The 23,424-nt window shown below is 67.4% G+C and carries 23 protein-coding genes, 1 tRNA gene and 1 other RNA gene; 13 read left to right on the top strand and 12 right to left on the bottom strand.

What is annotated here, in order from left to right:
- The first annotated feature begins 11 nt into the window (after nucleotides 1-11).
- The 7 genes from ftsE (at nucleotide 12) to dprE1 (ending at nucleotide 5,717) form a co-directional block, all read left to right on the top strand.
- A complete protein-coding gene (ftsE, locus tag G528_RS0107485) occupies nucleotides 12-698 on the top strand; it encodes a cell division ATP-binding protein FtsE (protein ID WP_026918432.1) in 687 nt (228 codons plus the stop codon).
- Between the two features lie 44 nt (nucleotides 699-742).
- Complete coding sequence (gene ftsX / locus G528_RS0107480) at nucleotides 743-1,645, top strand: permease-like cell division protein FtsX (protein ID WP_026918431.1); 903 nt, start codon at nucleotides 743-745, stop codon at nucleotides 1,643-1,645.
- A gap of 70 nt (nucleotides 1,646-1,715) precedes the next feature.
- Nucleotides 1,716-2,189, top strand: coding sequence for an SsrA-binding protein SmpB (smpB, locus tag G528_RS0107475; RefSeq protein ID WP_026918430.1), 474 nt, complete (start codon nucleotides 1,716-1,718; stop codon nucleotides 2,187-2,189).
- Nucleotides 2,190-2,942: an alpha-amylase family protein gene (locus tag G528_RS0107470; RefSeq protein ID WP_026918429.1), complete on the top strand. Its 753-nt coding sequence runs from the start codon at nucleotides 2,190-2,192 to the stop codon at nucleotides 2,940-2,942.
- A gap of 112 nt (nucleotides 2,943-3,054) precedes the next feature.
- Nucleotides 3,055-3,426, top strand: a transfer-messenger RNA (tmRNA) gene (gene ssrA, locus G528_RS18205).
- A 271-nt stretch (nucleotides 3,427-3,697) separates the two neighbouring features.
- Nucleotides 3,698-4,159, top strand: a complete 462-nt coding sequence (locus G528_RS0107465) for a hypothetical protein (RefSeq protein WP_156890380.1) — start codon at nucleotides 3,698-3,700, stop codon at nucleotides 4,157-4,159.
- A gap of 157 nt (nucleotides 4,160-4,316) precedes the next feature.
- Nucleotides 4,317-5,717, top strand: a complete 1,401-nt coding sequence (gene dprE1, locus G528_RS0107460; protein ID WP_035719287.1) for a decaprenylphosphoryl-beta-D-ribose oxidase — start codon at nucleotides 4,317-4,319, stop codon at nucleotides 5,715-5,717.
- Between the two features lie 225 nt (nucleotides 5,718-5,942).
- Here the strand turns inward: dprE1 and G528_RS0107450 are convergent, their stop codons facing one another.
- On the bottom strand, nucleotides 5,943-6,959 hold the full coding sequence (locus tag G528_RS0107450) for an alpha/beta hydrolase family protein (RefSeq protein WP_084638097.1): 1,017 nt from the start codon (nucleotides 6,957-6,959) through the stop codon (nucleotides 5,943-5,945).
- Nucleotides 6,960-7,038: 79 nt separating this feature from the next.
- On the bottom strand, nucleotides 7,039-8,688 hold the full coding sequence (locus G528_RS0107445; protein WP_035719285.1) for a long-chain fatty acid--CoA ligase: 1,650 nt from the start codon (nucleotides 8,686-8,688) through the stop codon (nucleotides 7,039-7,041).
- 185 nt (nucleotides 8,689-8,873) lie between these two features.
- On the opposite strand from G528_RS0107445, the gene G528_RS0107440 reads away from it, so the two are divergent.
- Together G528_RS0107440 and G528_RS0107435 are read left to right on the top strand one after the other, a co-directional pair.
- A complete protein-coding gene (locus G528_RS0107440) occupies nucleotides 8,874-9,452 on the top strand; it encodes a TetR/AcrR family transcriptional regulator (RefSeq protein WP_026918424.1) in 579 nt (192 codons plus the stop codon).
- A 31-nt stretch (nucleotides 9,453-9,483) separates the two neighbouring features.
- Entirely contained in the window at nucleotides 9,484-10,251 is a 768-nt protein-coding gene (locus G528_RS0107435) for an SDR family NAD(P)-dependent oxidoreductase (protein WP_026918423.1), read from the top strand.
- Between the two features lie 21 nt (nucleotides 10,252-10,272).
- Here the strand turns inward: G528_RS0107435 and G528_RS0107430 are convergent, their stop codons facing one another.
- The 5 genes from G528_RS0107430 to G528_RS0107410 form a co-directional block, all read right to left on the bottom strand.
- Entirely contained in the window at nucleotides 10,273-10,632 is a 360-nt protein-coding gene (locus G528_RS0107430; RefSeq protein ID WP_026918422.1) for a DUF488 domain-containing protein, read from the bottom strand.
- Between the two features lie 103 nt (nucleotides 10,633-10,735).
- Nucleotides 10,736-12,235 (bottom strand): DUF222 domain-containing protein, encoded by a 1,500-nt coding sequence (locus G528_RS16765; RefSeq protein ID WP_211220608.1) that lies wholly within the window; start codon nucleotides 12,233-12,235, stop codon nucleotides 10,736-10,738.
- 280 nt (nucleotides 12,236-12,515) lie between these two features.
- Nucleotides 12,516-13,133, bottom strand: coding sequence for a DUF4865 family protein (locus tag G528_RS0107420; RefSeq protein WP_026918421.1), 618 nt, complete (start codon nucleotides 13,131-13,133; stop codon nucleotides 12,516-12,518).
- Nucleotides 13,133-13,801, bottom strand: coding sequence for an alpha/beta hydrolase (locus G528_RS16760; RefSeq protein WP_051198455.1), 669 nt, complete (start codon nucleotides 13,799-13,801; stop codon nucleotides 13,133-13,135). The genes G528_RS0107420 and G528_RS16760 overlap by 1 nt, the downstream gene beginning before the upstream one ends.
- Before the next feature lie 59 nt (nucleotides 13,802-13,860).
- Nucleotides 13,861-14,448 (bottom strand): PD-(D/E)XK family putative nuclease, encoded by a 588-nt coding sequence (locus G528_RS0107410; protein WP_245569715.1) that lies wholly within the window; start codon nucleotides 14,446-14,448, stop codon nucleotides 13,861-13,863.
- Nucleotides 14,449-14,652: 204 nt separating this feature from the next.
- On the opposite strand from G528_RS0107410, the gene G528_RS0107405 reads away from it, so the two are divergent.
- Both G528_RS0107405 and G528_RS0107400 read left to right on the top strand, forming a co-directional pair.
- On the top strand, nucleotides 14,653-14,979 hold the full coding sequence (locus G528_RS0107405) for a nitroreductase family deazaflavin-dependent oxidoreductase (protein WP_084638104.1): 327 nt from the start codon (nucleotides 14,653-14,655) through the stop codon (nucleotides 14,977-14,979).
- Between the two features lie 460 nt (nucleotides 14,980-15,439).
- Nucleotides 15,440-16,189, top strand: coding sequence for a hypothetical protein (locus G528_RS0107400; protein WP_026918418.1), 750 nt, complete (start codon nucleotides 15,440-15,442; stop codon nucleotides 16,187-16,189).
- 764 nt (nucleotides 16,190-16,953) lie between these two features.
- Here G528_RS0107400 and G528_RS0107390 read toward each other — a convergent pair.
- The 3 genes from G528_RS0107390 to pgm form a co-directional block, all read right to left on the bottom strand.
- Nucleotides 16,954-17,026: transfer RNA gene (locus G528_RS0107390), tRNA-Ala, on the bottom strand.
- A 120-nt stretch (nucleotides 17,027-17,146) separates the two neighbouring features.
- Complete coding sequence (locus G528_RS0107385) at nucleotides 17,147-17,875, bottom strand: DsbA family protein (RefSeq protein WP_026918417.1); 729 nt, start codon at nucleotides 17,873-17,875, stop codon at nucleotides 17,147-17,149.
- A gap of 37 nt (nucleotides 17,876-17,912) precedes the next feature.
- A complete protein-coding gene (gene pgm, locus G528_RS0107380; protein ID WP_026918416.1) occupies nucleotides 17,913-19,553 on the bottom strand; it encodes a phosphoglucomutase (alpha-D-glucose-1,6-bisphosphate-dependent) in 1,641 nt (546 codons plus the stop codon).
- 231 nt (nucleotides 19,554-19,784) lie between these two features.
- Between pgm and G528_RS16755 the strand changes: the two genes are divergently transcribed.
- Nucleotides 19,785-21,011 carry an acyltransferase gene (locus tag G528_RS16755; RefSeq protein WP_245569714.1) on the top strand — a complete coding sequence of 409 codons (1,227 nt, stop codon included), beginning with the start codon at nucleotides 19,785-19,787 and terminating at the stop codon, nucleotides 21,009-21,011.
- A gap of 179 nt (nucleotides 21,012-21,190) precedes the next feature.
- Nucleotides 21,191-22,039 carry a 3-hydroxybutyryl-CoA dehydrogenase gene (locus tag G528_RS0107370; protein ID WP_026918415.1) on the top strand — a complete coding sequence of 283 codons (849 nt, stop codon included), beginning with the start codon at nucleotides 21,191-21,193 and terminating at the stop codon, nucleotides 22,037-22,039.
- A 33-nt stretch (nucleotides 22,040-22,072) separates the two neighbouring features.
- Here G528_RS0107370 and G528_RS0107365 read toward each other — a convergent pair whose 3' ends face one another.
- Both G528_RS0107365 and G528_RS0107360 read right to left on the bottom strand, forming a co-directional pair.
- Complete coding sequence (locus tag G528_RS0107365; protein WP_035719281.1) at nucleotides 22,073-22,702, bottom strand: heme-binding beta-barrel domain-containing protein; 630 nt, start codon at nucleotides 22,700-22,702, stop codon at nucleotides 22,073-22,075.
- 174 nt (nucleotides 22,703-22,876) lie between these two features.
- On the bottom strand, nucleotides 22,877-23,347 hold the full coding sequence (locus tag G528_RS0107360) for a MarR family transcriptional regulator (RefSeq protein WP_026918413.1): 471 nt from the start codon (nucleotides 23,345-23,347) through the stop codon (nucleotides 22,877-22,879).
- Between the last annotated feature and the right edge of the window lie 77 nt (nucleotides 23,348-23,424).

The raw sequence follows: 23,424 nt of genomic DNA, 5'->3' as shown, positions 1-23,424 counted from the left end.
ACTTGGCTGTCGTGATCAAGCTGTCGAACGTGACGATGCAGTACGCGGCGTCGAGCCGTCCCGCCCTGGACGATCTGTCACTCGAGATCGAGAAGGGGGAGTTCGCCTTCCTGATCGGTCCGTCGGGATCGGGGAAGTCGACGTTCTTCGGCCTCCTGCTCAAAGAGGAGAAGCCGACCTCGGGCGACGTCTACGTCGGCGACTTCCACGTCAACAGGCTCCGCAACCGGCAGGTGCCGAAACTCCGGCAGTCCATCGGCTGCGTGTTCCAGGACTTCCGGCTGCTGCAGCAGAAGTCGGTGTCGGAGAACGTCGCGTTCGCCCTCGAAGTGATCGGGAAGCCGCTCTCGACGATCCGCGAGACGGTGCCCGAGGTCCTCGACTACGTGGGGCTGGCGGGCAAGGCCGACCGCATGCCCACCGAACTGTCGGGCGGCGAGATGCAGCGCGTCGCGATCGCCCGCGCCATCGTCAACCGGCCGTCCGTGCTGTTGGCCGATGAGCCCACCGGCAACCTCGACCCCGACACCAGCGAGGAGATCGTGGAGGTGCTCGACCGCGTCAACCGCCGCGGCACCACCGTCGTCATGGCCACCCACGACCGTCACATCGTCGACGCCATGCGTCGCCGCGTCCTCGAATTCGACGACGGCACCCTCGTCCGCAACGACGAGTACGGCGTGTACGGGATCGGATGACATGACCATGGTCGACCCGACTTTCGCAGAGGACCGATAAGCACATGCGCGTGAACTTCATCATCGGCGAGGTCCTGAACGGATTCCGCCGCAACATCACCATGACGGTGGCCATGATCCTCACCACCGCGATCACGCTGGGCATGCTCGGCGGCGGGCTGCTGGTGATCCAGATGGCGAACAAGAGCCAGAAGATCTTCCTCGACCGCGTCGAGATGCAGTTCTTCATCAACGACGCGGTCACCGAGAAGGACCCGAACTGCCACGAGGCGCCCTGCACCACGTTGCGCACCGACCTCGAGTCGGAACCGGGCGTGGGTTCGGTGACGTTCATCAGTCAGGAGCAGGCGTTCGAGACGGCCAAGGAGTCGTGGCAGAAGGAGTCGCCCGAACTGGCCGACTTCATCCGCAAGGAGGCCTACCAGGGAGCGTTGCGTGTGAGCATGGCCGACCCGGACCGGTTCGGCGAAGTGCTCGACAAGTACCGCACCGCCGAGGGCGTCGACGGCGTCCTCGACCAACGAGAGTTGGTGAAACGCATCTTCAGTGTGCTCGACGGCGCCAGAAACGCCGCCTTCACCATCGCCGCGGTGCTCGCCGTCGCCGCCATCCTGCTCATCGTCAACACGATCCAGATAGCGGCGTACACCAGGCGTCAGGAGGTCTCCATCATGAGACTCGTCGGCGCCACACGCTGGTACACGCAGCTGCCGTTCCTCTTAGAAGCCGTGGTCGCGGCGATCGTCGGTTCGCTCCTCGCGGTCGGCGGACTGTTCGTCGCGAAGACATATTTCTTCGACAACGCGTTGGAGGACCTCTACGGTGTGAACATCCTCGCGCGCATCACGGCGAGCGACGTCTGGTTCGTCTCGCCCTGGCTGGTGTTGGCCGGCGTCGTGCTGGCCGGTGCGACGGGGTACGGGACGCTGCGCTTCTACGTGCGGTGACGCCCGTCGGATGCGTCGCCGGGTGTGTCGTCGACGCGAGGGACAGAACGATTTCGCCGGGAGGTGAGCTGTGGTGCGGGAGAAGGGCAGGTCGGTGATCGCGACCAACCGCAAGGCCCGGCACAACTACACGATCCTCGAGACCTTCGAGGCCGGCATGGTGCTCCAGGGCACCGAGGTCAAAGCGCTCCGTGAGGGGAAGGCGTCGCTGGTCGACGCCTTCGCCACGGTCGACGACGGTGAGGTGTGGCTCAACGCCGTGCACATCGCCGAGTACGGCAGCGGAACGTGGACGAACCATCCGCCGCGCCGCAAGCGGAAGCTGCTGATGCACCGCCGCGAGATCGACGGTCTGATCGGCAAGCTGCGCGACGGCAACCTGACGCTGGTGCCGCTGTCGATGTACTTCTCCGACGGCTACGCGAAGGTGGAGTTGGCTCTCGCGCGCGGTAAGCAGGCGCACGACAAACGGCGCGACATCGCCGAGCGCACCGCGAAGCGCGAGGTGGAGCGGACCATCGGACGCCGCGTGAAGGGGATGTAGGTGCGGTTCCGTCGAGCCGTCGCCGCGGGCTGCGCCGCAGCGGCCGTACTCGCGACGCTGACGGCGTGCGGTACCGACGAGCTGCCGAACGACGACGTCCCGGTGGTCGGGGTGCTGGTGAACGCGGACCGTCCGTGCGGGGCGACGTCCGAGGACGTCCGGCGGCAGGCCGACGCCGTCGTCGAGCGGGGGCTGCGTGATGCGGGCTTCCGGACGGTGCTGGTCGACTGCGCGGGGAGCTCGAGGGACAGGTACGACGGGGACCGCGACTATCTCGCCGAGCGGGGACTGGCGCTGCGCTTCCCGGATCGGGAGCAGACGCGCGTGGCGATCCACGCCGATCAGCCGTACGCGCGAACGCTGCGCACCGCGGTGACGCACCGGGTGATGGCCGCCGAACCGCTCGTCGTGTCGGGCGACGTCGCCGCGCTCCCGGAGCCGACGAACCGGGTCCTGGTCAATCGCGAAGTGCTCGCGTTCGTGACCGATGAGCGCGGCGCGCCGGGCGCCGACGTTCTCGGTGACCCCGAGGTGTCGTCACGGGCCATCGGGGAGCGGGGGCTGCTCGTCGCGATGAACAATCGCGACGAGCATCGTCGTGAGATGTCGGTGGAGATCTCCGATCTGGGATTGGCCGGCGACGACATGGTTCCGGCGCGCGATGTGTGGTCGGGGCGGGAGATCACCTCGTCGGACGGCGTCTTGCGGATCGAGGTGCCCGGCGGCGACACGGCGTTGCTCCGCATCGGCTGAGAGCCCGGGGCGATACCGGGCGATGGCGACGCCGACCGGATATCGGGATGATTCTGGCGGCCGCGTTGGTTATCATGGGGTGTCACCTGAAAAACACGGGTGGCACCACCTCGGGGCCGATCGGTTTCGACTGCGTTCATTGAGGTGGGGGAAGCGTGTCGGTGCAGGCTAGAGACCACCGTAAGCGTCGTAGCAACCAATTAAGCGCCGATTCCAATCAGCGCGACTACGCTCTCGCTGCCTAAGCACCGAGGCTAGTCTGTCGGCCCGGACTTTCGTTCCCGGGTCTGGTGCCGGCATCAGCTAGGGAACTCACCGTCGCCGCCGGTCGCGGGCGTCGACGGGACACCTCACAGCGACTGGGATCGTCATCCCGGCTTGTTCGCGGGACCGGGAGATCCGAGTAGAGACACAGCGGACTGCACACGGAGAAGCCCCGCTGAAGTGACGGAGGACCCGGGTTCAATTCCCGGCGGCTCCACCGAGGAACGGCGCCCCATCTGACCAGGTGGGGCGCCGTTTCGCTTCTCGGCCATCCACCGCGCATTACCAACGCGTATGTGAACTCATTCGGCCGAAACAAGTCGATTTCGGCCGAAATCGTGGTGGAAATGTTCGCCGGGGTGCATGTTCGCCGGGGGAACTCAGACGCGTCTGACCAGGTGAGGGATCATTCTGGCGCGCGGGGTACTCTTGGCCGCGGCGAGCCGGATCGCCGAGACGGGGGGGAAGTGATCACGATGAGTGCGGCGCGGGTGTCGACGGTTGTCGAGGACGTCGGCTGGTGGGCGTTCGTGGTAGGTCTGTTGATGAGCCCGACGATCCTCTCGGACGGGATGCCCAGACGGTATGCGGATTACGTCCCCGTCGACCACGGGTGGTCCGGGTACGTCCCGCTCGGCGGGTCGGCGAGCGACGCTGCCGCCTATGTGGACGTGCTGATGATGTGCTGGACGGCGGGGTTCGCGGTGACGGTGATCGCGGCCGTCGCCGGTGCGATCTTCTCTCGGCGACTGTGGTCGGGGATTCTGGCCGTCGCGGCGCCCGTGGCGGGCGGCCTCATCGTCTGGTGGACGCTGGTGCTGGGTGTCGACCAGGCTGGCGCCGGTCCGACGATCCCGGTCGTCGCGGCGTTCTTCCTCGTTCTGGTGGGCATCGGTGTCCGCGCGCTCGGGCGTCGTGTCGCCATCCACCGCGCATTACCAACGCGTATGTGAAGTCATTCGGCCGAAACAAGTCGATTTCGGCCGAAATCGTGGTGGAAATGCTCGCCGGGGGTCGGTGAGAGCACCGATCACGGTTCGATACTCAGCTGCTTCTGCAGGCAGGCTCAGCATCGGCCGCTAGGTTCACGCCGTGAAAACGACTACTGACATGCCCATCGCCCGTCGCTCGATGAGCGGGTGGGGCCGCACCAACGCGGTCACCGCTCCCGTCCTGTCGACACCCGACCTGGATCAGATCGCGCGCGCGGTCACGACGGTCGCCGAACGCAACGCTGAGTCACCGCCGCACCTGCGCAACGGTGTGATCGCGCGCGGACTCGGCCGCTCGTACAACGAGTCGGCGCAGAACCGGGCAGGTCTCACCGTCGACATGACACGCCTGTGCCGGATCCACTCGCTCGACGGTGACGCACTGGTGGCCGACGTCGACGCGGGGGTCGACCTCGACCGGCTGATGCGGGCGGCGCTCCCACTGGGATTGTGGCTGCCGGTACTCCCCGGTACCCGGCAGGTGACGGTCGGGGGCGCGATCGCGCACGACGTCCACGGGAAGAGCCACCACAGCGCCGGGAGCTTCGGCGATCAAGTCGTCGGACTGCACCTGCTCGTCGCGGACGGGCGGATTCTCGAGTTGGGGCCGGACGGCACGGCCGACGACCCCGACGGCGCCCTCTACTGGGCGACGGTGGGCGGGCTCGGGCTCACCGGGATCGTGGTCCGTGCGCGTCTGCGGCTGCAACGGACCGAGACGGCGTACTTCCTCGCCGACGGGGTGGTGACGCACTCGGTCGACGAGACACTTGCGTTGCACCGCGAGGAGTGGAGTGCGGGCGCCGACTACAGTGCGGGCTGGTTCGACGCCGTGTCGTCGGGGTCCAAGCTGGGTCGGGGACACTTCACGCGTGGACGGCTCGCCGTGCGCGATGAGCTGCCGAAGGCGCTGCGCCGGAATCCGTTGGCGTTCGACGCCCCGCAATACCTGAGGGTCCCGGATGTGTTTCCGAGCGGCCTCGGGAACCGGGTGACGTTCGGAGCCATGAGCGCCGCGTACTTCCGGGCCGGCCGGAGTTTCGAGAACGGGATCCGGAACATCACGGCGTTCCTCCATCCCCTGGACATCATGGCCGACTGGAACCGCTTCTACGGCCGGCGCGGGTTCCTCCAATACCAGTTCGTCCTTCCTTACGAGACGCTCGACGAGTTCGCGCCCCTGCTGCGGGAGGTACAGGCCTCGGGGCACCCGAGCTTCGTGAACGTGCTCAAGATGTTCGGGGACGGCAACCGCGCTCCGCTGTCGTTTCCGATGCCGGGAATGACGGTGACGTTCGACTTCGCGATCCGGCCGGGGCTCGGCGACCTCACCGCCCGCCTCGACCGGCGTGTCCTCGACGCCGGGGGTCGCCTGTATTCGGCGAAGGACTCGGTGACGTCGCCGGAGACGTTCCATGCGATGTACCCGCGGATCGACGAGTGGCTCGCGGTCCGACGGCGGATCGACCCGGACGGGGTGTTCGTCTCGGACATGGCGCGCCGATTGCAGCTCGTCTGAGATGTCCTCCGAGAGACGGCGAGGGGCCCGCCTGGAATCAGGCGGGCCCTCGCGTCGTCTCAGGTCTGCTTCGTCCGGTCTACTTGGTGCCGGAGAAGACGTACATGAGCGCGTTGAAGAGCGACTCGTTGCTGGTGATTGCGGACCACAGCGCTGCGTCCATCGGGACACCGCCTTTCATCGTTGATCAGGGGTCTACACCGTTCAGACTACGCCAGATCCCCGTCAGCGGCTGTTCCGTCTCGCGAACACCCGAAGGGCGTCGAGGTATCCGGGTGCGTAGACCGTCCTGGGCGCGAACATCTCCCGGGCCTTCACCCGCAGGTCGTCGCGATACTCGATGTCGTTGCGGGTGATGCGGTGCGTGGCGTCGTCGAACCGTTTGACGGTGAGCAGGTCGGCGGGGACGTGCGTCCGGTACGCCTTCTCGGTGGCGTCGACGTCGGTGACCCGGTCGTGCCCGCCGAGGATCAGGAGGGTCGGCACGCTGATGCGACCGAGGTCGGCCGTCGCGTCGGCGCCGATGTTGGTTTCCTCGAACCGCCAGCGGGTGGCGGTCAGCGGCTCGGCGTCGACCTTCGCCCGGAGGTAGTCGGCGTGGCTCGCGCCGTCACGCAGGAGTCGGACCCGTTCGGCGCGTGCCCTCGCTGCGGCGTCGACTTCGGGCTTCGAGGCGTCACCGAGGTCGGCGGTCGCCTCGAAGCGGGTCTGACGCGCCCAGTCGACAGTCGGGCCGACGAGGGTCGCGAAGCGGACGTTGTGGCGGCGCGCGAGTACCTCGGGGATCACCAGACCGGCCTGCCCGGCACCCCACAGGCCGATGCGCGTCGCGTCGAGGTCGGGTCGACTGTAGGCCCAGCTGATCGCGGCCTCGACCTCGGCGGCGCGGTCGTGCATCGATTGGTCGAGCCAGTTTCCGGGCGCGCCGTCGACTCCCGGTTTGTCCCAGGACAGGCTCGCGTACCCGGCTTTGGCGAACGAGTCCCACAGGGGTTTGTACTGGTCGCCGCGGTCGGCGTCGGCGGGGCCGTCGTCGTGGACGAAGATCACGAGACCGTGGGGCCCGTCGTGCTCGATGGGCGTGACGAGGTCGGCGTGGAGTTCTCCGCGGGGGCCCGCGATCGTCACGCGTTCCTCGTGGATGCCGTAGTCGTTCGCGATCAGAGTCCACACGGTGACGCCGAGGGCGAGTGCGATCACCGTTCCCAGTGCCGCCAGCGTGACTACTCTTCTGCGGCTCACAGGGGGAGTGTAGACGCCGGAGGCCCGGCTGCCGAACGTTCAGGTTCGGGCGGGCCGGGCCTCGCGGAACGCGCCTGTGTCAGGCGTCTGCGGGGTCGCCGAGAACGGTGTAGTCGCCGTCGGCGTAGTTCTGGCGGACCCGCTTCTTGTCGAACTTGCCGACCGAGGTCTTGGGAACCTCGGTGACGAACGACCAGCGCTCGGGAATCTGCCAGCGGGGGATCCGCTCCTCGAGGAAGGCGCGGTGCGCGTCGACGTCGGCGTCCTCCTCGCTGCGGACGACGGCGAGGACGAAGGGCCGCTCGTCCCATTTGGCGTCGGGGACGCCGATCACGGTGGCCTCGACGACGGCCGGGTTGGAGGCGATGACGTTCTCCAGCTCCACCGACGAGATCCACTCGCCGCCGGTCTTGATCAGGTCTTTGGTGCGGTCGACGATCGTCATGTAGCCGTCGGGGGTCACGGTGGCGACGTCACCGGTGCGCAGCCAACCGTCGTGGAACTTCGACGCATCGGACACGTTGCCGTCGGGCTGGTAGTAGGAGGCGGTGATCCAGGGGCCGGCGACTTCGAGTTCGCCGGCCGACTCGCCGTCCCACGGCATCTCCTTCTCGTCGTCGCCGATGATGCGGGCCTGCACGCCCGCGGGGAAGCGGCCCTGGGTGACGCGGTACGCGAACGCCTCCTTCGGGTCGTCGACGCCGGCCGGGGGGCGGGCGATCGCGCCGAGCGGCGACGTCTCGGTCATGCCCCACGCGTGGACGATCGACACGCCGTAGCCGTCGAATTTCTCGATCATCGACGGCGGGACGGCGGAGCCGCCGACGACCACCTCGCGGAGGTGGGTGATGTCCTGTGGTTTGGCGTCGAGCAGTGCGGAGACGCCCTGCCAGATGGTCGGCACGGCGGCCGCGAGGGTGGGCCGGGTGGCGGCCATCATCGCCAGCAGCGGTTCGGGCTGCAGGAAGCGGTCGGGCATCACGAGGGTGGCGCCGGCCATCATCGCCGCGTAGGGCAGGCCCCACGACATGACGTGGAACATCGGCACGATCGCGAGCATCGAGTCGCGGTTCGACAGCTGCATTCCGGTGGTGGAGGTGCCGGTCAGCGAGTGCAGCCAGATGCTGCGGTGCGAGTAGACGACGCCCTTGGGGTCGCCGGTGGTGCCGGAGGTGTAGCACATGACGGCGGGGGCGGTCTCGTCGAGTTTCGGCCACTCGTAGGTGGTCGGCTGGCCCGCGATGAGGTCGTCGTACGAGTGGACGGTGATGCCTTCGGGTGCGGTGAGCGATTCGACGGGGCCGTTGGCGACGACGACGTGTTCGACGTTCGGTGTGCCGCTGAGGTACTGCGAGAGCATGGGGGCCACGGATGCGTCGACGAAGATCACCTTGTCGTCGGCGTGGTTGATGATGAACACGGCCTGTTCGGGCGACAGGCGCAGGTTGAGGGTGTGCAGGACGGCGCCCATCGAGGGGACGCCGGCGTAGAGGGCCTGGTGCTCGGTGTTGTTCCACATGAAGGTGGCGACCCGGTCGCCGACGCCGACTCCGAGCTTGGTCAGCGCGTGGGCGAGTTGGGCGCCCTGGTCGGCGACGTCGGAGAAGCTCGCCTCACGTGCACCGTTCTCGGTCCATGTGATGACTTTTGCCTCGGGGAACATTCGGCGGCTGTACTCGACCACTCCGGAGATCAGCAGATCTCCGTGCTGCATTGTCGTCTCGATCATGGACCTTCTCCTCACAGAAACGCTGCACGTCACGTGCCGCCGGAATTCTCTGAACATGGGTATGGTCACCCACTCGTTGAGATAGTGTTCCCGATCACGAGAGATTCTGCATCATTTTCCGTAAATGGTGCACGGGTTCGTGGGCATGGTTCATGGGCACGGTTCATGGGCACTAGGAGTCGGAGATGCTCGATCAGGACGTCATCGTCGCCGCGGCGCGCGAGGCGTTCGTCGACCGTGGCCGAATCGAGGTCGGCGAGCTGGCGGCCGGTCTCGGCGTCAACCGGAGCACGCTGTACCGGCGGTTCCGCGGTCGTGACGGGCTGCTCGCCGAGGTGATCTGGTCGATGGCTGACCTCGCTCTCGACACGGCGTACCGCAGGTCGACGGGAGTCGGCGCCGCGAAGATCGTCGACACGCTCGGCGAGTTCGCGGCGATCGCGAACCGCGACGTGAACTTCCGCGGCTTCCTCACTCGGGAACCCGAGCGCGCACTCAAACTGATGACCACCTGGGACGGCGGTGTGCAACCGCGGATCGTCGGTCGGGTGGCTGAGGTGGTGGTCGAACAGACCGATGCGGGGCACCTCCGTCCGTCCCTGCCCGTGGACGACCTCGCGCTGATTCTCGTGCGCATCACCGAGACGTTCGTGTACGCGAACCTCATCACCGGTGAGGAACCGGACGCGGCGAAGGTTCGACAGGCGTGTGCTGCGATGCTGGGGGCGGCACCGGCCTCGGCCACGATGGGGCGGGCGAGCTGAACTCGCCGCGACGACACAGGAGACAGAACAGATGACATCCGTACTCGACAGCTTCCGGCTCGACGGCCGGGTCGCGTTGGTGACCGGCGCTTCCAGCGGGCTCGGCGTGGGCTTCGCGTCGGCGTTGGCGCAGGCGGGCGCGGACGTCGTGCTCGCAGCCCGGCGCACCGACCGGTTGGCGAACACGCAGGAGGCGGTGACGGCGCTCGGTCGCCGTGCGATCGCGGTGACGACCGACGTCGTCGAGCCGGACCAGTGCACGGCCGCCGTCGACGCCGCGATGAACGAGTTCGGGCGATTGGACGTGCTCGTCAACAATGCCGGCATCGCCAGTTCGGTGCCCGCGTTGCGGGAGGACCCGGACGGTTTCCGGCGGGTGATGGACGTCAACCTCAACGGCACGTACTGGATGGCGCAGGCGGCCGCGCGGGTGATGGAACCCGGGTCGTCGATCGTCAACCTGGCCAGCATTCTCGGGATGACGAGCGTCCTGATGCCGCAGGCCGCGTATTCGGCGAGCAAGTCCGCGGTCATCGGGCTCACCCGTGACCTCGCGCAGCAGTGGACGCCGCGCAAGGGGATTCGGGTGAACGCTCTCGCGCCGGGTTTCTTCCAGTCGGAGATGACCGATGAGTTCGACGACGGTGTCCTCGACCGCTACGTGGTGCCTCGGACACTGTTCGGGAGGCTCGGTGACCCGGGTGAACTCGACGCTGCTCTGCTGTTCCTGGCCAGCGACGCGAGCAGCTACATGTCGGGAGTCGCACTGCCGGTCGACGGCGGGATGCTCACGAACTGACGGGCGCGCCGGCCGGGTCGGTCAGTCGGCTCCGCGATCGGAGAGCACGTCGGCGAGCGTTGGGAGCGCACTGAGTTCGATGTGCTTGCTTGCTGTCGCAAGCTCCACGTCGCCGTTCTTCGCGAGATCCACCAGTTCGGTGAGGGCGTCGGCCTGTATGCCGTCGGGGTCGTCGAGTTCCGTGCGGTACCGGGCGGCGAATGCATCGTATTCGTCGGGGTTGGCGTGGTACCAGGTGCGCAGGTCGCTCGACGGTGCGACGTCCTTCAACCAGTGGCCGACTCGGGGGTCTTCTTTCCGCATGCCGCGCGGCCACAGGCGGTCGACGAGGACTCGGCCGTCGCCGGGATCGTCGTACACGCGGGCGAGTGAGACGCTCATTGTCAGTCCTTCCGCCGAGTGTTTCGTCGCTTTCGACACTACTCACGTGTGGTCGTGCGGGCCTGGGCTCAGCAGGATGGTCGGGTCAGAAGGGCGGCGGGGCTCAGAAGGGCGGCAGGCCGTCGTCGGTGGAGTGGAGTGCGGCGAGTGCTTGGTCGGTTTCGCGGTGGCGGCGGTTGATCGCGCGTTGCTGCATCCGGTATCGGTGTTTGGCTTCCAGGCGGGTGCGTGTGCGTTTTGGTGCGTTCTCGGCGTGTCGGGTTGTTCGGCGTGTCGTGCCGGTTGGGGTGTTGTGGTCGCAGGGTAGGAGGCCGAGTTCGGGGAGGAGCCAGGTGTTGGCGGCCTGGCGGCGGATGGTGATGCCTTCGGGGGTGGTGATCTCGGTCCAGATGGTGCCGTGGGCGTCGATGATCTGGTCGTCGAGCCAACCGCGGGTGTGGGTTTTCAGTCCGTGGTGGAAGCGGCATTTGGGGTTGAGGTTGCATGCACACGTCGGCCCACCCGAACCGGGATCTCGGTGGTTGTATTCGGTGACATGATCCAGATCGCACCGCCACGCCGGTCGATCACACCCGACCCACGAGCACGTCCCGAACAGGCCCCGCACGGCGGTGTCGAGGACTGCGGTGGGCCGATATGGATTGCCTCGCTGGGCGGTGCGCGTGAGGAGTTTCCCGAGGTCCAGGTCTCGAGTCGTCGCGTCGGGGCGTTTCGCCAGGTCTCGGACGTGGGCGGCGGAGATGGGTCCGTAGCCGTCCAGGAGTGCCGGTGTGTGGGCGGTGCCGTCGAGGGTTTCTTGGCGGACCACGACGTGTAGGACGATGCTCGCACACCGGGCTGCTACATCCGCATCGGAGAGCTCCGCGGCACAGTCGGGTCGTTCGCACGCGCAGACGAACGGGGTGCCGGTCAGGCGGGCGACGGCCGCATCAGCACGTCGTTCGCCTTTGGTGCGTGGATCGTGGCGGCAGACGCCGGCGATGACGGCATCGATGGTGTCTGTGCACAGGGCGGCGTCTTCGGTGGTGGTGGTGATGATCAGTTCGGAGACGGTGTCGGTCACCGGCGTGGTGAGGACCTTTTTCTGGGTGCGGGTGTCCTCGCGGGTGGTGGTGACCGCGTCGGGGTCGTGCGTGGCCACGATGTGGGCGATGGTGTTCTCCACCCGGCGTGCGGTGAGCCCGCCGATGGTCGTGAGGCGGTGGGCGGCTTCGGTGTCGATGAACGCCAGGATGTCGGGGTCGTCGATGAGGGCGGTTTGTTCGATGGCGCGGCGGAACCAGAACGGCGTCAGGACCCCGTCGCGCAGGAGCCGCCCGATGGCGGGGATGCGGTCGAAGCAGGCGAGGGCCTCATCGACGAAGCGTTCGGCGGTGCACTGCCGCACCCCGGCCACCACGGCGTAGGAGGCGGCGATCTGGCACAGCGGATCATAAAGCCGCGTGAACACATCACCGCCCCCGTCCCCGACCCCGTTCCCGACAGCATCGGCGGCAGTGTTGGCCTCGGCGATCCGGTCGCTGGCCAGGTCGTAGATGGCCCGATACCGGTGCCAGAGGACCAGGCCGTGGAAGGAGTCGGCGCGGGCGGCGAAGAGCATCATCGCCGCATCATCACGCCCGCCATCCCCGGCGCCCTCGGCGCGCTGACCGGCCCCGGCGTCCGCCCCATCCTCGGGGTCCGCTGCGTGGCCGGCCGCTCCCGCGGGCCGGGGGGAGTCGGATCACCAACTCCTCATCGGTCACCGTCACCGACGGCTCCGCCAACTCACCGGGCCCGCGCAACGCCGGACCGGGACCGGGGTTGCCCGGTCCGGGCGGAAAGATCATCGTCGCGGTCATGGCGTCCTCCCCGAATCGACCTAATCGAACTCACGTTCTATTCTAGGTCGGGGGTAGGACATTCTGCGGTTCGTCGGCAGCGTGCGAGACGTGAAGGACCTCGTAGCTCGAGGTCCTGACGGCGTGCTGTGTCGACTTCTCGGTGCTGAGGTCGGCGGTGTCGAGGTCGGCGGTGCTGAGGTCGATGAGGACGGCGGTCCAGGAGGTGACGTCGATGGCGGCCAGTCGGGCGACCGTCGTCGGGCCGATGTCGGCCATGTGCGGATCGACGATGGACGACACCCCGTCCGCGGGTGACATGCCGTCCGGCACGGAAATCACCTGGGCGCGCAGACTCTTCGCGTCGGCGTACCGGGCCGGACCGTGGCTCAGCGCTGCGACCGTCCAGTCGGCGATCGGTGCGCGCCCGAAATCGCGCACAATCGATGAGAAGCCAAGCCGGCCCCAGCAGAAGGACCGCATGCCGTCGATGTCGCGCCAGACATAGAACGGGGCGTACGCATTCCGCGGCGCTCCGTGGTTCCTCTCCTGAATGAGGTAGGCCTTGAACTCCAGGCCGGGGAACCCGTCTATCAGATGTCCCGTCGACGTCACCCGATCGCGAATGATCTGCATGTCGTAATCGGCCGGCAACGCGACGGTGTACTGCATGGCGTACATCAGCCGACCTCGTCGACGATTCGTGGACCGGTACGCGTGGACGTCCTGTTGCGGGCGAGTGATTCCGCGACGAAACGGAGGGCAGAGCCCTGCCAGAATCCGATGTGGTCGAGCATCGGATGGCCGCCGTCCGGGACGGAGACGAATTCGGCGTCGAGGCCGCGGTCGACGAGTTCCCGGATGCCTTTCGCGGTTCGGGCGGGGAAGGTGACGGTGTCGGCGGAACCGTGGATGGCCCGGACGCGGACGCCGTCGCGAATTCGGCGCCAGTCGGCGAACTGCCACCACGGTGCGAGTGCGAGCACCTCCGTCACCCGAGGGTCGTCGGCGAGGAGTGCTGCGATGCGACCGCCCATCGAGTGGCCGATCACCGCGATCGGTGCGCCCGGGCAGTCGGCGGCCAGGCGGTCGAGTTCGGCCCTCGCGTACGGCATCGGGCTGGCCTGGCCACCGTTCCATCCGTACACCCGGTAGCGGGCTTGGCGGACCCGCACGCGGGCCCCGAATCGCGCTGCGATCGACGCCGTGAAGGGGTACATGCGCAGCGCCGAGCCCTGAAGTGGGGAGAACGGTCGGTAGCTGGAGTCCGTGCCGCCGGGCAGGATCAGGACGCCGAGTTCGGGCGTCGTCGCGCCGACGCGCAGCAGTGGCAGGATATTTCCGAGCACGGGGTCCAATGTAGCGGCGGTGAGGCGAACATCGGCTGTGGATCCCCGGGACGGACCGGTCAGACGTGCCGCCGGACTGTCTCGTCGACGACGTGCCACGCGGAACGCATCTCATCGGTCACGTCGCGACCGGCGCTGCGTGCGGCCGAGAGGGTGACGCTCTGACCGTTCACATAAGAGTTGTGGGTGGCCGAAGCGACGGTGTCCGGTCCTATCTCGTACGCCTCCGCGACATCCCAGCCGGGGCCGAAGCTGATGAGGATCGCACTGTCGAAAGCGGTGGAGCGGAACAGGCTGAATTTGCCCGCGCTCCCGGCTGATCGGCGGCCCATCGCCTTCACCTGAATCGTTCGTCCGTCCGCGTCCACGATGTCGTGTGATTTGGCACTGTTCGGCGCGAGCTCGCCGCCCCTCGCCTGGAGCACGATGCGTTCAGCGATGTCGCCGATGGGTTTATTCCAGGTTCGGGTCAGGTCGCGGCGACGGAGTTCGTCGAGGATCGCGTCGCTGAGACGCAGCAATTCGCTCGCTCGTCGTGTCGTGAGGTCGACGTCCGGGGCCTCCGCGGTGGTTCGTGTCCGGTCGGAATCCATGGCCTCGGACTCTATAGCGGTCTCTCGGATCTGGGCGCGACGACGTTCAGACATGCCTCCGTCAAACCGGTATCGGGTGCGACACTGTGTCTACGCGGCAGGCGGGTGCGGGACGAACGGCACTGCCCCGGCGGGAGGCCGAATGATGCCGCGTGGTGGACTCGATGGCGAACGGAGGCGATCACCGTGCCCGACCGTGAACGCGCGGAACATCCGAACATCTTCCCGGAGTGGCTCGACAGGCTTCAGCACAAGTACATGAATCCGCTGATCCGACCGATCGCGCACTACCTTCCCGGGACCTGCCTGGTGACCCATCGTGGACGCCGTTCCGGGAAGGAGTATCGGACCGTCGTGACCTCGTATCGGCACGGGCGAATTCTCGCTGTGGCACTCGGTCACGGTGAGACCGACTGGGTCAAGAACGTCGTCGCGGCCGGCGGGGCCGACGTGGCGCGCTTCGGCCGAGTTCTGCATGTGACCAGTCCGCGGATCATTCCCGCCGGCGGCGACACGTCGGGCCTGCCGTGGCGTGTCCGAGTTCAGGGCCGCCGCGTCGCGATCCTGGTCGCCGACATCGCCTGACCGTCTCGGACTCGCCTTCTCAGCCGCGCAGATGCGCGCTGTCGGAGTGCCCGCCGACGTGTCGTCCGAGGTCGTAGGCAATAGTTAGGCAATCGGCGGTGGTAGGAGACGGCCCCACCAACGGCGAAACCCGCTCCGACCGAGGTCAGAGCGGGTTTCTTGTCGGTGGAGCTAAGGGGACTCGAGCCCCTGACCCCCACACCGCCAGTGTGAAAGTCGGTGTGCGCGGGTGTCTTTCGTGTTGCTCGGTGTCTCATCTACCAGGGCTTACACGTCCTCGGGCGTCTACCCCGTGTCGGCGCGTGACCTGCCATCTTAGGACACAGTTAGGACACACGAACAGCCGTTCTACAACTAACCTCGCTATTCGATAGTCGCTCCAACGAATCATCAAGAATTGTCGGAGATGTATGAGACAGTTTCTCGCGACTCTTGAGAACTCCTAGACAGCGAGCACCTTATGGACGTACTTCTCGACCTCCTCACCAAGGCGTGGCCGCCCGCTGTCGCGTTCGTGCTGGGTGCGGTAGGCGGACTCAAGTGGCCGAGAATCTGGCGGCGGGTGCGCGGGCATTCAGACGTCCAGGTTCACGTCGAACAAGATCCGCAAATCATCCACGCGAACGCCCCGGACTGGGTTTCGTTCCCCCAATTCGTCGCACGCCGTCGCGAGGCGCTGCCCCCGGCACCGGCGGGGAAAGCGACCGAGATGCCGAAGTGGGCCGCGAAACTCGATGGGTACGCCGCTCACAACATGGACCTCTTGGTCACGATCACGGCGTGGGAGGACCGCGGCGTCGTCGTGAGCGCGCTTCGTGTTGACGCCAAGGCTTGTAATCTGCCCGAGGGGTATGTTCTCACCCGCCCTGTCGGTGGGGCGTCGATGGAGTTCAAGCGGATGGAGGTCACGCTGTCGAGCTGGGCAACCAACGTACTTTCGAAGGTTCCTGGTGGCGAGATCGTCGAGCCGTTCGCATTTCAACTCGACCGCGGCGAATCGGCACAGTTCCATCTAATCGTGCACGCGAACGGTGACGAGAGCAAAGTCGCAGCCTATGAATGGACCGCGACGTTAGACCTGGTGGTCGGAGGTCGACATCGTGAGGTGAGGATCGACAATAACGGGAAACCGTTCATACTCGTTAACCGCGAGCAGCGCCCCGAACTCTGGTGGGTGAACAACGAGTGGACAGATCAGTCCACGATCTAGCCGGGCACGTTGACGCCTAACAGCCGGGAAACGGGCCTATGTCAGTCGCGTCAACACGTGACAGAGTCGCGATCATGCGCTCAAGCCCCCACTGCGGATCCAAGATCGGCACCTCATGCGCTTGCCAAGTCGGAATGGTCGAGAGCATCTCGGCTAGCTCCGCATGGGCTTCTCCAGCCGCCATCAGTGCAACGACATTGGCCGGAGCGAAGGTGAGGGAGCCTACATGACGCCACTCGCGCTCCCACCAAAACTCTTTCCTGGTGCCGCCAGGCCAGGTACCCATCTGCTCGATGAACGGCGCAACACGCAGAATCGAGGTGGGGTCGGAATAGTCGAGGTCCTGGGTCCGAATCGCCTCGTTGATGGCATTGATGGCGGTGGGCCGCCCGCTGGCCGACGACGCGGTTCTACTCGCGCGGATCGACGGCTCACCGCTCCCGGTCCGCGGCTACACACGGTTGTTCTCCGAGCGGCGCAGGGCGGCGGGTCTGCCCTCGATCACCCTGCGCAACCTGCGTCACAGCTCGGCCTCTCGTTGCGGGCCGCCGGGGTGCCCGCCGACGTCGTGGCGGCGTGGCACGGCCACAGCGAGCGCATGACGACGGCGGTCTACGGGCGCGTGAGCGACGACCGCCTCGCCGCCGCGTCGGCGGCGATCTCGGCAGCGGTAGGACAAAGTTAGGACACTTCGCCCCGCGCCGAGATCGTATAGGACACAAAGAAACCCGTTCCGACCGAGGTCGGAACGGGTTTCTCGCTTGTGGAGCTAAGGGGACTCGAACCCCTGACCCCCACACTGCCAGTGTGGTGCGCTACCAGCTGCGCCATAGCCCCGTATTCATCTGTGCACACCCGTCCGGATGACCGTTCGCGAGTGCGATAGATAAGTTACCTCAGCGGCGATGACGGCACCAAATCGCCTGTTCTCGCAGGTTCGCTCAGCTCGCCGGTTGCTCAGCTCGACGGCCGATCGCCGGCGAGGATGCCGGTCAGCCATCCGGTGCCGTCCATGATGTCGTCGACGGGTTCGCCGGCCAGCAGGACCGTCGGGGTCGCGACCTGCCCGTCGGTGGAGTTCTTCAACTGCTGCTGGGACGCCTCTGCCATCGACCGGCCCTCGTCGACGAGAGCGCCCCGGGTGATGCACGACTGCGTCTCGGGGGTGGCGCCGGCCTTCGCGGCGAGTGCGGCGATGGCGGCGTTGTCGGGATCGTCACCGGACTTCTCGAACAGTTCACGGTGCAGGCGCCAGAACACCTCGCGGTCGTCGCTGCGCGCCACACACAGGGCCGCACCGGCGGCGCGGGAACTGTAGTCGCCCGACTCGGAGTCGTCGTCGAGGAAGTTGAGCATGTGGTAGCGGACACGGATCTCACCGTCGAGCACGGCCTGCCGGATCGCGCTGCCCGACTGCTCCTCGAACGTCGCGCAATGCGGGCAGTGATAGTCGCCGAAGACGTCGATCGTCACCGGCGCGGACTTGTCGCCGACGATGAACGACGCATTCTCCGCCAACACCTTGGTGTCGACCGGCTCGGACGGCCGGTTGGTCCACCACAGGAACCCGGCCAGGCAGAGGCCCGCGACGATCAGCAGGGCGACGGAGATCAGAATGTACGACTTCGGGCCCGCCGACTCCGGCTCGTAGTCGGGGTTCTCGCGGAGAGTCTTACCGGTGCTCACCTGCTCGACTCTATCCGCACCGCGCAGAGTCCGGCGATCAGCGCAGCACCGAGTCGACCAGCTCCTGCGCCTGAGCCTGCACCTCCGCGAGATGGTCGGGGCCGCGGAACGACTCCGCATAGATCTTGTAGACGTCCTCGGTGCCCGACGGGCGGGCCGCGAACCACGAATTCTCGGTGGTCACCTTGACGCCGCCGATCGGCTGCCCGTTACCGGGCGCCTCGGTGAGGACGGCCGTCACGGACTCCCCGGCGAGCGTCGACGCCGTCACGGTGTCCGACGAGAGCGAAGCCAGACGTGCCTTCTGTTCGCGGTCGGCGGGCGCATCGATCCGCGCATACGAGGTCCGTCCGTACCGTTCGGCGAGGTCGTCGTACCGCTCCGACGGCGTCTGCCCCGTCACCGCGAGGATCTCCGAGGCCAGCAGATCCATGATGATGCCGTCCTTGTCGGTCGACCACGGCGTCCCGGCGAACGTCAGGAACGACGCGCCGGCGCTCTCCTCGCCGCCGAAGGCGACGGTGCCGTCGAGGAGACCGTCGACGAAGTATTTGAAACCCACCGGCACCTCCACCAGGGGTCGTCCGAGGCCGGCCGCCACCCGGTCGATGAGCGACGACGAGACCAGCGTCTTACCGATCGCCGCCGCCGGACTCCACGAGTCGCGGTGCGTGAACAGATAGTCGATGGCGACGGCCAGATAGTGGTTCGGGTTCAGCAGGCCCGCATCGGCGGTCACGATGCCGTGCCGGTCGGCGTCGGCGTCGTTGCCGGTCGCGATGTCGAAGCGGTCGCGAACGGCGATCAGTGACGCCATCGCGTCGGGGGAGGAGCAGTCCATGCGGATGCTGCCGTCGGTGTCGAGGGTCATGAACCCGAACGCCGGGTCGACGACGGGGTTGACGACCGTCAGGTGGTCGAGGGAGTAGAAGTCCTTGATCTCACCCCAATACGCGACCGATGCGCCGCCGAGCGGGTCGGCGCCGATGTGGACTTCGGCGGCCCGGATCGCATCCATGTTCACGACCTCGCCCAGGGCGGTCACGTATTCGCCGAGGAACGGGTAGTCGATCACCAGATCCGAGCGGCGGGCCCGCTCGAACGGAACCCGCTGCACGTCGCCGAGGCCGCCGGCGAGGATCTCGTTGGCACGCGCGGCGATGCCGGAGGTGATGTCCGAGTCCGCCGGGCCGCCGCTGGGCGGGTTGTATTTGAAGCCGCCGTCGGCGGGCGGATTGTGCGACGGCGTGACGACGATCCCGTCGGCCTGCACCCCGGAATTCTCGCGGTTGAATCGCAGGATGGCCCGGCTGACGGCCGGCGTCGGCGTGAACTCGTCCTCGTCGGCGGTGAACACGGCGACCCCGTTGCCGACCAGCACCTCGACCGCGGTGCGCCACGCGGGCACCGACAGCGCGTGGGTGTCGAACCCGATGAACACCGGTCCCTGCACCCCCGCTCGCCGACGGTGGTCGACGATCGCCTGCGTCATCGCGAGCACGTGCGCCTCGTTGAACGAGCCGGCGAGACTGCTCCCGCGATGCCCCGACGTCCCGAACGCGACGCGTTGCGCCGGATCGGCGGGGTCGGGCGTCACATCCCCGTAGGCGCGTTGGACCGCCGCCACGTCGATGAGGTCGTCGGCCGTCGCGGGGGTTCCCGCCCTGGGGTGTGCCATGGTCCCGATTCTGCCATTCGGGTGCCGGCCCGGACGCCGGCCCGGGCGTCGTGGGAGGCGAATCTCACCGCGTCGGCGTGTCGTCGGCCGGCGAGTGGATGACCTGCACGGGGGCGTCGTCCGCCGGCCCGCGCGTCATTCGGGGGTGGGCCGCACGGGTGACACCGGGTCCGCCGATCCGTACGCTCGCGCCGAGCGGGGGCTGCCAGAATTATTCCGGAGGTGTCGGCAGTGGCGCAGACCGTCGAGGAGACGGGACGCACGAGACGAGGCGACGGCCGGGCGACCGGAGTCGTCACCGGACCGGCCACACAGCAGCGGCAACGGCCCGGGCGTGCGCTCACCGCCGATTTCGTTCGGGTCCTGCTGTTCACCGGCGTCGTCGTCGCCCACAGCGTCAACGGTCTCAACGTGGAGCCGGACGTCGTGCGCTCCGCCGGACTCGTTGGCACCCTGCTGCACGTGACACGCTACGGGTTCGTCGCCGTCACCCTGTTCGTCCTCGTGCTCAGCATGCGTGGCCGCACGATGACGCCCACCCAGTTCTGGCGCCGCCGATTCGGTCTGATCGTGGGGCCGTACCTGGTCTGGACACTGGTGTACACGATCACCGACCACCTCGTGATACAGAACAATCCGTTCCCGAGCATCGACGTCCTCCTCCGCGACCTGGCGTTGTCGACGGTCACCGGGAACGGCAAATATCAGCTGTACTTCCTGCTGATCTCGATGCAGATCTACCTGGTGTTCCCGCTGCTTTCGGCGATCTTCGAACGGACGGCGCACCGTCCGTGGACGGTGATCGCCGTCGGTTTCGCGATCCAGGGGACGATGTTCGTCGTCTACCAGTACCTGCCCAGGCCCGAAGGCGCGGCGTGGGAGCAGGTGTACCACAACATGTGGAAGACGCTGCCGATGTACGCGCTGTTCATCGCGATCGGTGCGATGGCCGCCTACCACCACTCCGCGATGGAGGACTGGCTGCGACGACGGGCCGTCCCGGTGACGGTCGTCGCCGTCCTCGCCTGCGCCGTCACCATCGCCGCCTACTGGTCGGCGACCGGCCCCGGCGACGTGCCTCCGAGCACGACGACCCCGTGGAATCCGACGATCATGCCGTGGCTCATCGGTTCGCTGGTCCTCCTGTGGCTCGGCGCGATGACGTGGGATCGACTGCGGGCGTCGGGCGCACCGGTCGGTGAACGGTTCGTGTCGTGGGCGACCGTGCGGGCGTTCGGTGTGTTCGCCGTCCACCCGCTGCTGCTCGACGCGGTGGCGCGCGCCGGTTTCTTCGGCACCCTCCACTCGTGGTTCCCCGGGTCGCCGGCGCTGCGCAGCATCGTCCTCGTCCTCGTCGTCCTGGTGTCCTCACTGCTGGTCGTCGACGTTCTGCTGCGGACACCGGTGAGTCGGTGGTTCGTGGCGCGCGACCGGATCCCGATCGGCGGTGCACGCTGACCCGACGCCGAGGCGCGGCACCCGGTCATTACAGTGGTCACACGAAACAGTGGTCACACGAAACAGTGGTCAGGCGAAACAGTGGTCAGGCGAAATGCTGGCCCGGTGAAATACTGGTCAGGTTAAACACTGTCGGACGCGGTCGCCGCACGGGTGGCCCGAGGTGATTGGGAGAGACTGTGAAGCTCATCGGCGTGATCGGTGGAGGCACCATGGGTGCGGGCATCGCGGAGGTGTGCGCCAAGGCGGGCAGCGACGTGCTGGTGCTGGAGACCAGGCGTGAGTTCGCCGACGCGGCCGCCGCGCGCATCGAGAAGTCGATCGGCCGCGGCGTCGTCAAGGGCAAGATCTCGCAGGAGGACGCCGACGCGGCGAACGCCCGCGTCCGGGTGACCCTCGACATCGAGGAGTTCGCCGACCGCGACCTGGTGATCGAGGCGGCGCCGGAGATCGAGGAGCTCAAGCACGACATCTTCGGCAGGCTCGACGCCATCGTGAAGCCCGAGGGCATCCTCGCGACGAACACCTCGTCGATCCCCGTCATCAAGATCGCCGCCGCCACCGAACGGCCCGACCGGGTGGTCGGCGTCCACTTCTTCAACCCGGTGCCGGTGATGCCGCTGGTGGAGGTCATCTCGACGCTCATGACGTCGCCGGAGACCGCGGACGCGGTGACCGACTACGCCAAGAACACGCTCGGCAAGACCACCGTTCAGGCCGGCGACCGATCGGGTTTCATCGTCAACGCGCTGCTCATCCCGTACCTGTGCCAGGCGATCCGGATGTTCGACTCGGGGTACGCCAGCGCCGAGGACATCGACGCGGCCATGAAGGGCGGGTGCGGCTACCCGATGGGCCCGCTGACCCTTCTGGACACCGTCGGCCTCGACGTGGCGCTGGCGGCCGCCGAGTCGCTGTACGCCGAGTTCGCCGAACCCCACTTCGCGCCGCCGGCGCTGCTGCGACGCATGGTGGACGCCGGCCGTCTCGGCCGCAAGACCGGCCGCGGATTCTACGACTACAGCTGACCGGGGCTGCGGCAGACCCGGAACTGCGAGGGCTCAGTTGTAGGCGGAGCCGGGGTGGAGCCGCTTGACGCGGGTCAGCGTGTTCTTGTCGGTGTGGTGCATCTCCTCGCCGGTGGCGGCGAGGCGCAGCAGCAGATCGGACGTGTAGCTGAACGTCTCCGAGTCCTCGATGACGAAACTGCTGGTGAAGTCCTTGATCTCCGCGCGCTGCATCAGGTACTTGTTCTGCAGGATCCCGTACGACGGGTCGCCCGGCTTCGCGTCGAAGTGCAGTTCGGTGTCGTGCGGGCCGGCGTCGCTGCCGGCGAGGATCGCGATGCCGCGCCCGAACACCACGTCGCGCATCACCTGACCGTTGGTCTTGTCCCACAGCAGGAAGCCGATCTCGTCGTGGAACGGATCCATGGCCTCCTCGCCGTGCCGCCACGCGGTCATCGAGTACTTCATCCCCCACAGGACCTGCTGCCCGTTCTCCTGGATGGGGATGGGCTCGAAGACGGCGCGTTCGAAGTACGAGGTGTGCCGCGTGACGTCGTCGTTGTTGTGGTACGAGAGGTCGATGCCGACATCGCCCTCCCAGACGCCGACCAGCGGTGTCAGCGGGCCGAGCTTCTGGGGTCCGCGGATCTCCGAGAGTGCGGGCTCGGGTGTCGGGGTGCTCATTGACTGCTCCAATCGTCGGGGGCTGGGGAGACTCGGGCTGGGGAGCCCCGGTGCTGGGGAGACTCGGGCCGGGGAGCCTCGGCGCTGCCGAATGCAAGTCTTGCACAACGCAAGTGGTCGACGAGTCGATACCGACAGTTCCGACCGAGATCGACCGCTGACGTCCGGCCCGAATCAGAGCGGGAGGTGTCGTCGCGCGCTCTCGTCGCGGACCAGCGGATCGTGCAGCGCGCGCAGTGCGGCGGCGCACGCGGCCCGCAGATCGGGGTCGAGGGTGTCCAGTGCGCGCCGCAGTTCGCGGCGACGGCGGTCGGTGACCGAGCGGACCACGTCGCGTCCGGCTTCGGTGAGGCGGAGCACGACGACGCTGCGGTTGTCGTGGTCGGCGGCGCGGGTCAGGTGGCCGGTGTCAACGAGCCTGTCGGCCAGCCGCGTCACCGTCGACCCGACGACCCCGAGCGCGTCGGCGCAGCGGGTGGACGGTGACGGGCCGAGGTCGTCGAGCACCAGGAGGAGGCGCACCTGCGGCAGTGACATGTCGAGGTCCTCGACGCTGCGCAGCGCCAATCCCACCAGGTCGCGTGTCGCGTTCTCGAACGCCACGATCTCGTCGAGCGACACCGTCGGCGGGTCCGCATCAACCATGCCTCGAGTATGGCAGGGCGCGAGGACGACAGGCTGCGAGTACGACAGGCCCCGAGGACGACAGGCCCCGCGGCGAC

The sequence above is a fragment of the Gordonia shandongensis DSM 45094 genome, assembly GCF_000423025.1.
GTDB lineage: Bacteria > Actinomycetota > Actinomycetes > Mycobacteriales > Mycobacteriaceae > Gordonia > Gordonia shandongensis.
The sequence above is the reverse complement of the archived record's forward strand: the minus strand, read 5'-3'. Positions and strand labels throughout refer to the sequence as shown.